This is a genomic window from Streptomyces sp. NPDC091972 (assembly GCF_044756385.1).
GTDB lineage: Bacteria > Actinomycetota > Actinomycetes > Streptomycetales > Streptomycetaceae > Streptomyces.
The window spans coordinates 1-8,014 of sequence record NZ_JBIVSV010000030.1 but is presented as its reverse complement, the minus strand read 5'-3'; the positions used below and the strand labels follow the sequence as shown (position 1 = coordinate 8,014).

The window sequence follows — 8,014 nt, the reverse complement described above, 5'->3', positions numbered from 1 at the left end:
CAACAACACACCGATCAAACCGACCGACCGCTCCAACCGCACAGCAACCCGATCACCCCGACCCACCCCACACGCCGACAAATACGCCGCCACCCCATCCGACAGCCCATCCAACTCCCCATACGACACCCGCCGCTCACCCTCGACCACAGCCACCGCATCCGGCGCCGACACCACCCGAGCCCGGAACAACGCCAACACCGACCCACCCGCCGGCACCTCACCCGCCGTCGCGTTCCACCCCTCCACCACCAACCCACGCTCCAACGGACCGATGACATCGACCCGCCCCACCAGCACCGACGGAGCCGCGACCACCTGCTCCAGGACGTGTTCGACCTGTCGGGCCACCTGGAGGGCTTCGTCGCGGTCGAAGAGGTCGGAGCGGTAGGTGACATGGACGCGTATCCGAGGGCCTGGCATGACGCCGACCGCCAGCGGATAGCTGGTCCCAGCACGTGTGTTGACGCGTTCGACGGTGAGTTCGTCGTCCTTGGCAGCGGGGTGGGAGGTGTCCCCGGGGTAGTTTTCGAACATCAGCATGGTGTCGAACACGGCGCCTGCGCCGCAGAGGCTCTGGATCTCCGCGAGCCCGAGGTGCTGATGGGCAAGCAGGGCCGACTGGCGGGCCTGAAGCCGGGTCAGCATGCGCACGACGCTCTCGTCCCCGTCGAGCCGCACCCGTACCGGCAGAGTGTTGAGGAACATCCCCACCATCGACTCCACGTCCGCCAGCTCCGGCGGGCGGCCGGCGACGGAGATACCGAAGACGACGTCCATGCGGCGGGCGAGCCGGCTCAGCACTATCGCCCAGGCCCCCTGCGCGAGCGTGTTCACGGTCAGTCCGTGGTCGCGGGCCAGGCTGCTCAGCGCGTGGGTCAGCTCCTCGGAGAGCAGCAGCGAGTCGCCGCACGTGCCCGCCGGTCCCCGGCCCGCGGTGGTGGGAACGATCAGAGTGGGCTCGTCCGCGCCCGCCAGTTCGGCCCGCCATGCCTCACGCGCGCTCTCCTTGTCCTGCCGGGCGAGCCATGCCAGATGGTCCCGGAAGGAGGGCGCCGGGCCGAGTCCGGAGGCGTCGCCGCCGGCCGCGTAGATCCGGGACATTTCGTCGAGGATGATCGGGGTGGACCAGCCGTCCAGCAAGATGTGGTGGGAGGTCATGACGAGGCGGTGGTGCCGTTCGCCGAGCCGCACGAGGAGCAGCCGCAGCAGCGGGGCCTGGGTCAGGTCGAAGCGTTCGGCGCGTTCCTGGTCGGCAAGGGAATCGGCTTCGGTGAGCGCGTCCGTCTCGGTCCGCCCGCTCAGGTCGACCACCCGCCATCGGGGCTCGGCTGCGCCGGTGACGGCCTGGACGCTGCGGCCGTCGGCCAGTTCGTGGAAGCTCACCCGCAGCATGTCGTGGCGGGCGATGAGCTCGTTCCAGGTGCGGTGCAGCCGGTCGGCGTCGAGGGGTCCGGTCAGCTCCAGCACCCGCTGGGTCTCGTAGACGTCGGGCCCCTGGTCGTCGTAGGCGGTGTGGAAGAGCAGTCCTTCCTGGAGCGGGGAGAGCGGCCAAACGTCGCTCAGGGCGGGGACGGTGGTCTCCAGTTCCTCCACGTCGGACGGGGTGAGGTCGAGGAGCGGGAAGTCGGAAGGGGTGTGGCCGCCTGCCGAGGGGTCCGCGAGGTGGGTGGCCAGGCCGGTGAGGAGGGCGAGCCACGTGGTGCCGAGGTGTTCGGCGTCGGCTGCGTCCAGGATGTCGCCGGCCCAGTTCACCGTGAGGGTCAGCACCGGGCCGTCCGGGGTGTCGCGGATCACGGCAGCGGCCTCGACGGTGTGCAGCAGTGGTGTGCCGGGGTCGATGGCGCCGCCGAGGGCGGAGGGGCCGGCGGGTTGCCAGACGGCCACCTGGCCGGTGGGAGCGGGGAATCGGCCGAGGTAGTTGAAACCGATCTGCGGGGTGGGGAGTTCGGCCAGTATGGGTGCGGTCTGCGGGTTGAGGTGGCGCAGCAACCCGTAGCCCAGTCCGTCCCCGGGCACCGCCCGCGCCTGCCCCTTCACCGCCTTCAGCAACGCCCCTGCCGCCGCACCTCCTGCCCGCGCCTGCCCCAGGTCGATGCCGGACAGGTCCAGCCGCACGGGATGGGTGTCGGCGAACCAGCCGACCGTGCGCGTCAGTTCCGCACCCGCGAGCGGCTCGCGACCGTGGCCCTCGACGTCGACGAGCACCGAGCTGTCCGCTGCGGACCGCGCGTGGGTGACCGCGCCCGCCAGTGTGGCGAGCAGTGCCTCGTGGACACCGCAGTGGAAGACGGCGGGAATCCGGCCGACGAGGTCGAGGGCGGGTGCGCCGGACAGGCTCCAGGAGCGGTGGCGCAGTGTCGCGGCGGTGTCGCGGGCTGGGTCCGGCGTCCGGACGCCGATGAGGGCGTCGCCGTCGACGAGCAGTTCCCGCCAGCGCGCCAATTCCGCGGTCCGGCCCTCGTTCCGCGCCTCGGTCTCCAACAGCCCCGCCCAGCGGCGGAACGACGTGCCTTCCGGGTCCAGTTCCGCGGCTCGGCCCGCCACGGCCGCCTCGCACGCAGTCCGCAGGTCCGGCAGCAGGATGCGCCACGACACGCCGTCCACCACCAGGTGGTGGACGACCAGGACCAGTCGCCCCGCCTGCTCAGGCCCGGCGTCCACCCAGACCAGCCGCGCCATGGTCCCGGCTGCCGGGTCCAGCCGATTCGCCGCGTCGCGCGCCGCGCGCTGCGCTGCGCGGTCGAGGTCCTCGCCGGTCCCGGGTTCGACCCGGGTCACCAGTCCGGCGGGGTCCGCTGACCGGCGGTCCGCGACCACGAGGGTCGGCGCGTCGGCCGCCACCCGGGCGCTCAGCATGGGGTGCGTGTCGAGCAGCGACCCGAGGGCGGTGGCCAGGTTCTCCTCGCCGGGCGCCGGCGGCGCCGTGACGACCGCCCACTGGGCGAATCCGGGACGCGTCGCGGCACGGCCCAGGGCACGCATGACGGGTGTCCAGGGCATCTCGCCGACGGCGTCCTCGGTCGTGGTAGTGGCCGTCTCTTCGGTCGGCCGGGCGGCGAGCGCGAGCCTTTCGGGCGTCCGGGCGTCGAAGACCTGCCGCGGTGTCAGGACCAAGCCGGCCCGTGCGGCCCTGGCGACGACCTGCATCGAGGTGATCGAGTCCCCGCCGAGGTGGAAGAAGTCGTCCTCGGCGCCGACCCGTTCCAGGCCCAGGACCGCTGCGAAGATGTCGCAGAGCGTGCGCTCCGCGTCGGTGTGCGGCTCGCGACCCGCGACCCGGCCTGCGAAGTCCGGCGCGGGCAGCGCCTTGTGGTCGACCTTGCCGTTGGCGGTCAGCGGCAGTGCGTCGAGCACGACGAGGGCGGCCGGGACCATGTACTCGGGCAGCACCTTGGACAGGTGCTCGCGCAGCAACTCGGTGTCCACGTCCTCGCCGTCCGGGACGACGTACCCGGTCAGCCGTTTCTCACCGAGCCGTTCCTCGCGGGCCGCGACGACCGCCTGGCCGATCCCGGGGCAGGCGGCCAACGCGGCCTCCACCTCGCCCAGTTCCACGCGGAAGCCCCGGATCTTGACCTGGGCGTCGGCACGGCCCACGAAGACCAGTTCGCCGTCGGCCGTCCACCGAGCCAGGTCGCCGGTGCGGTACATCCGCTCCCCGACCGCGAACGGACAGGCCACGAAACGCTCGGAGGACAACACGGCCCGCCCCGGATAGCCGTGGGCGAGACCGGCACCCGCGAGGTACAGCTCGCCGGTCACGCCATGGGCGACGGGGTGCAGATAGGCGTCGAGGACATGGACGCGACGGTTGGTCAGCGGGCGCCCGATCGGCAGTACGGGGGGTGTTGCGTCACCCGGTTCCAGCAGGTGCCAGGTCGCGCACAGCGACACCTCGGTGGGGCCGTACAGATGCCGCACCCGCACTTCGGGTAAGGCCGCCCGCAGCCGCTCCACCGCCCGCACCGGCACGACATCACCACCGGTGAGGACTTCCCGCGCTCCCGTGAAGCACTCAGGGCTGTCCTCGGCCAGCACCCGGAACAGCCCGGCGGTGACATGGACATGGGTGACACCCGCAGTGATGTGCCGACGCACCGCCGCCGCGTCGACCGCCACTCCGGGCTCGGCGACCACGACCCGGGCACCGCTCGCCAGCGGCACCCACACCTCGAACAACGAGATGTCGAAGGCGTGCGGGGCGTGGAACAGCACCGAGTCGCCGGGCCCCACCGCCCAGCCGGGATCGCCGACCAACGCCGCCACGCTCCGGTGCGGTACCGCGACCCCCTTCGGCGTCCCCGTCGAACCCGACGTGTACATCACATACGCGACCTCGCCACCGCTCACCGGCGTGAACGGGGGCTCTCCCTCTCCCTCTCCGTCGAGGGCCGACAGGTCGTCGAGCGGCACCAGTCGGCCCGGAACGTCGTCGGGTATGACGGCGCGCGTCCGCGCGGAGCACACCACGGCCGCCGGGTCGCAGTCCGTGAGCAGGAACGCGATCCGCTCCGCCGGGTACCCGGCGTCGACAGGGACGTACGCGGCTCCGGCCTTCCCCACCGCCAGCAGCGTGACCAGCAGCTCCGCCGATCGCTCCAGCACCACCGCGACCCGATCCCCGGCGCGCGTCCCCTGGTCGGCGAGACGGCGGGCCAACCGGAGCGAGGCCGCGTCCAGTTGGGCATACGTCAGCTCCCGTGCGCCGTCGGTGACGGCCACGGCGTGCGGCGCCCGCGCCACCTGACGGGCGAAGAGTTCCAGGACGGAGTCGGCCGGTATGCCGGTCGCGGCCGCGGTCCCGTTCCCGATGACCCGGGTCCGCTCGGGCTGCGGTATCGCGTCGACGCGTCCTACCGGCTGCCACGGGTCGGCGACCAGTTGCTCCAGCACCCGCACGAGCCCGTCGAAGATCGCCTCGGCCGCCTCACAGTCAAAGAGGTCCGGGCGGTAGTCCAGCTTGAACAGCATCCGGTCCTTGGGGACGGCGACCAGGGTGAGCGGGTAGTGGGCGGTCTCCTGGCCGGCCGCGAAGCGCAGACCGAAGGCGTCGGGCGCGACGGGCTCCTCGGGCGGGCGCGGGTAGTTCTCGAAGACGACGAGGGTGTCGAAGACCGCACCCGCACCGCCGAGGCGCTGAATCTCGGCGAGGCCGAGGTGCTGGTGGGCGATGAGCGCGGACTGACGGGTCTGGAGCTCCTTCAGCATCTCCACCGAGGCCTGCTCGCCGTCGAGTTCGACGCGCACGGGCAGGGTGTTGAGGAACATGCCGATCATCGACTCGACGCCCGCGAGCCCGGCGGGTCGCCCGGCGACCGTGGCGCCGAAGACCACGTCCGTGCGGCCGGACAGCCGGGCCAGGAGCATCGCCCAGGCGCCCTGGATCAGCGTGTTGACGGTGAGACCGTGCCGCCGGGCCAGGCCGACCAGTTCGCCGGTCAGCTTCTCGGGTATGTCGGCGATCAGACTCTCGGGCAGAACGGGCGGACGGACCGGGTCGGCGGCCGCGACGAGCGTGGGCTCCTCCGCCCCGGCCAGTGCCGCACCCCACGCCACGCGTGCCGCGTCCTTGTCCTGGCTCCCCAGCCAGGCGAGGTAGTCACGGTAGGAGGAGGGCTCGGGAAGCGCCGTGGCGTCGCCGCCGGCCGCGTACACCGCCGTCAGCTCGTGCAGCAGCACGGGCATCGACCAGCCGTCCATGATCAGGTGGTGGCTGGTGACGATCAGCCGGTGCCGGTCCTCGGCCAACCGCACGAGCAGCAGGCGGAGCAGGGGCGGGGTGACGAGGCTGATGCGGCGCTCCCGGTCCTCGGCGGCCAGCTCGGCGAGCCGGGCGACTGCCGTCTCCTCGTCCAACCCCGAGAGGTCCTCCACCCGCCAGGGCACTTCCACCTCGCGTGCGATGACCTGCACGGCCTCGCCCGACTTACGGCGCCGGAATCCCGCCCTCAGCACGGGGTGCCGGGCGACCAGTGCCTCCCATGACGCCCGCAGCCGGTCGGCGTCGACGGGACCGTCCAGGTCCAGGAGCCGCTGCCCTTGGTAGACGTCCGGCCCGTCGCCGTCGAAGGCCGCGTGGAACAGCAGGCCCTCTTGCAGCGGCGACAGCGGCCAGACGTCCTCGACCTGGGATCGGGTCATCGCGTAACTCCTCACAGACAAGCGTGTGTCGGGCGGATGGCTGCCCTCAGGCCGGTGCCGCGGCGGGTGACTACGGGTGCTCGTCGACGAACCCGGCTTCGAGTTCGTCGACTTCGTCCTGGTCGAGGTCGAGGAGCGTGAAGTCGGACGCGGTGTGGCCACCTGCCGACGGGGCCACGGTGTGCGCGGCCAGGCCGTCCAGCAGCGCCAGCCAGATCCGGCCGAGCCGTTCCACAGAGGCCGCCTCCAGCAGGCCGGAGGGGTGGGTCAGGAGCACGGTGAGTTCGGGGCCCTCCACGCGGTCGCGGATCACCGCTCCCGCGCCGAGGGCATGCTTGACGGGCATGTCCCGGTCGTTCGAGCCGCCGAGGGCGGTCGGGCCGGCGGGTTGCCAGACGGCCGCCCGGTCGGCGGGGGCGGGGAAACGGCCGAGGTAGTTGAAGCCCACCTGCGGGGCGGGCAGTTCGGCCAGAACCGGCGCTGTGTCGGGATTGAGGTGACGCAGCAGCCCGTACCCCAGTCCGTCCCCGGGCACCGCCCGCGCCTGCTCCTTCACCGCCTTCAGCAACGCCCCCGCCGCCGCACCCCCCGCCCGCGCCTGCCCCAGGTCAACGCCGCCCAGGTCCAGCCGTACAGGATGGGTGTCGGTGAACCAGCCGACCGTGCGGGACAGATCCGCCCCGGACACCGCCGTACGGCCATGCCCTTCGACATCCACCAGAAGGTCACGGTTTGTGCCGTTGCGCCACTGTACGACGGCTGCCCCGAGCGTGGCCAGGAGAACATCCTGGACACCGCAGTGGAAGACACCGGGGGTGCGTTGGACGAGCACCCGGGCCTGTGGTGCCGGCACGGTCCAGGCATGGCGTTCCAGGGTGGCAGCGGTGTCACGCGCCGGGTCGAGTGCCCGCGCGCCGAGCGGGGCGTCGCCGCCCTCGAGCAGCCTCTGCCAGTCCTCCAGTTCGGCGACCCGCTCCTCGCGCCGGGCCTCGGTCTGCAGCAAGGTGGCCCAACGCCGGAAGGAGGTGCCCACGGTGCCCGGTTCGGCCGCCCGGCCCTGTGCCGCCGCCTCGCACGCGGTCCGCAGGTCTGACAGCAGGATGCGCCACGACACCCCGTCGACGACGAGGTGGTGCGCGACCAGGACCAGCCGCCCCATGTGTTGCGGGCCGGCGTCCAGCCAGACGATCCGCAGCATCACTCCGGCCGCCGGATCCAGCCGTCCCGCAGCTGTGTGTGCGGCCCGGTCGGCGGCTCCGTCCAACTCCCCGGGATCGCTCACCCGCAGCACGGAGATCAGCGTGGCCGGGTCGAGACCGCCCCGCTCTCCCACCACGAGCCTCGGCCCGTCCTCCGCACGGGCTCGCAGCATGTCGTGCGCGTCGAGCAGGATGCTCAACCCGGCGGTGAGGGTGGGCACATCCAGCGCCGGCGGCGCTCCGATCACCGTCCACTGCGCGAAGCGTGGGCCGGTGGCTGCGGGGCCGGAGGCCGCGAGGGCGGGCGTGAGCGGCACGGGTCCGGTGTCGGCTTCCTGAGCTGCCTCACCATCCGCCTCCACGCGTGCGACGGCGGCGATGTCTGCGGGTGTCTCGTGCTCGAAGACGTCCTGCGCACCGAACACGACACCCCGCCGTGTGGCCCGTGCGGCGAGCTGCATCGACATGATGGAGTCGCCGCCCAGCTCGAAGAAGCTGTCCTGGACCCCGACCCGCTCCCGGCCCAGCACCTCGGCGAACAGTTCGCACAACAGCTTCTCGGCGGCGGTGGCGGGCTCACGGCTCTCCACGGCGGTGAACTCCGGTGCGGGCAGGGCCCGGTGGTCGACCTTGCCGTTGACGGTCAGCGGCAGCGCATCGAGCACGACCAG

General features: G+C 72.4%; 2 protein-coding genes. Both read right to left on the bottom strand.

Annotation, left to right across the window (positions count from 1 at the left end; all coding sequences use genetic code 11):
• Nucleotides 1-6,144 (bottom strand): amino acid adenylation domain-containing protein (locus ACIQJT_RS41580; protein WP_402650662.1); only part of this gene is annotated, 6,144 nt, incomplete at its 3' end.
• A gap of 70 nt (nt 6,145-6,214) precedes the next feature.
• The coding region (locus ACIQJT_RS41575; protein WP_402650661.1) for a condensation domain-containing protein at nt 6,215-8,014 on the bottom strand (1,800 nt) is incomplete at its 5' end.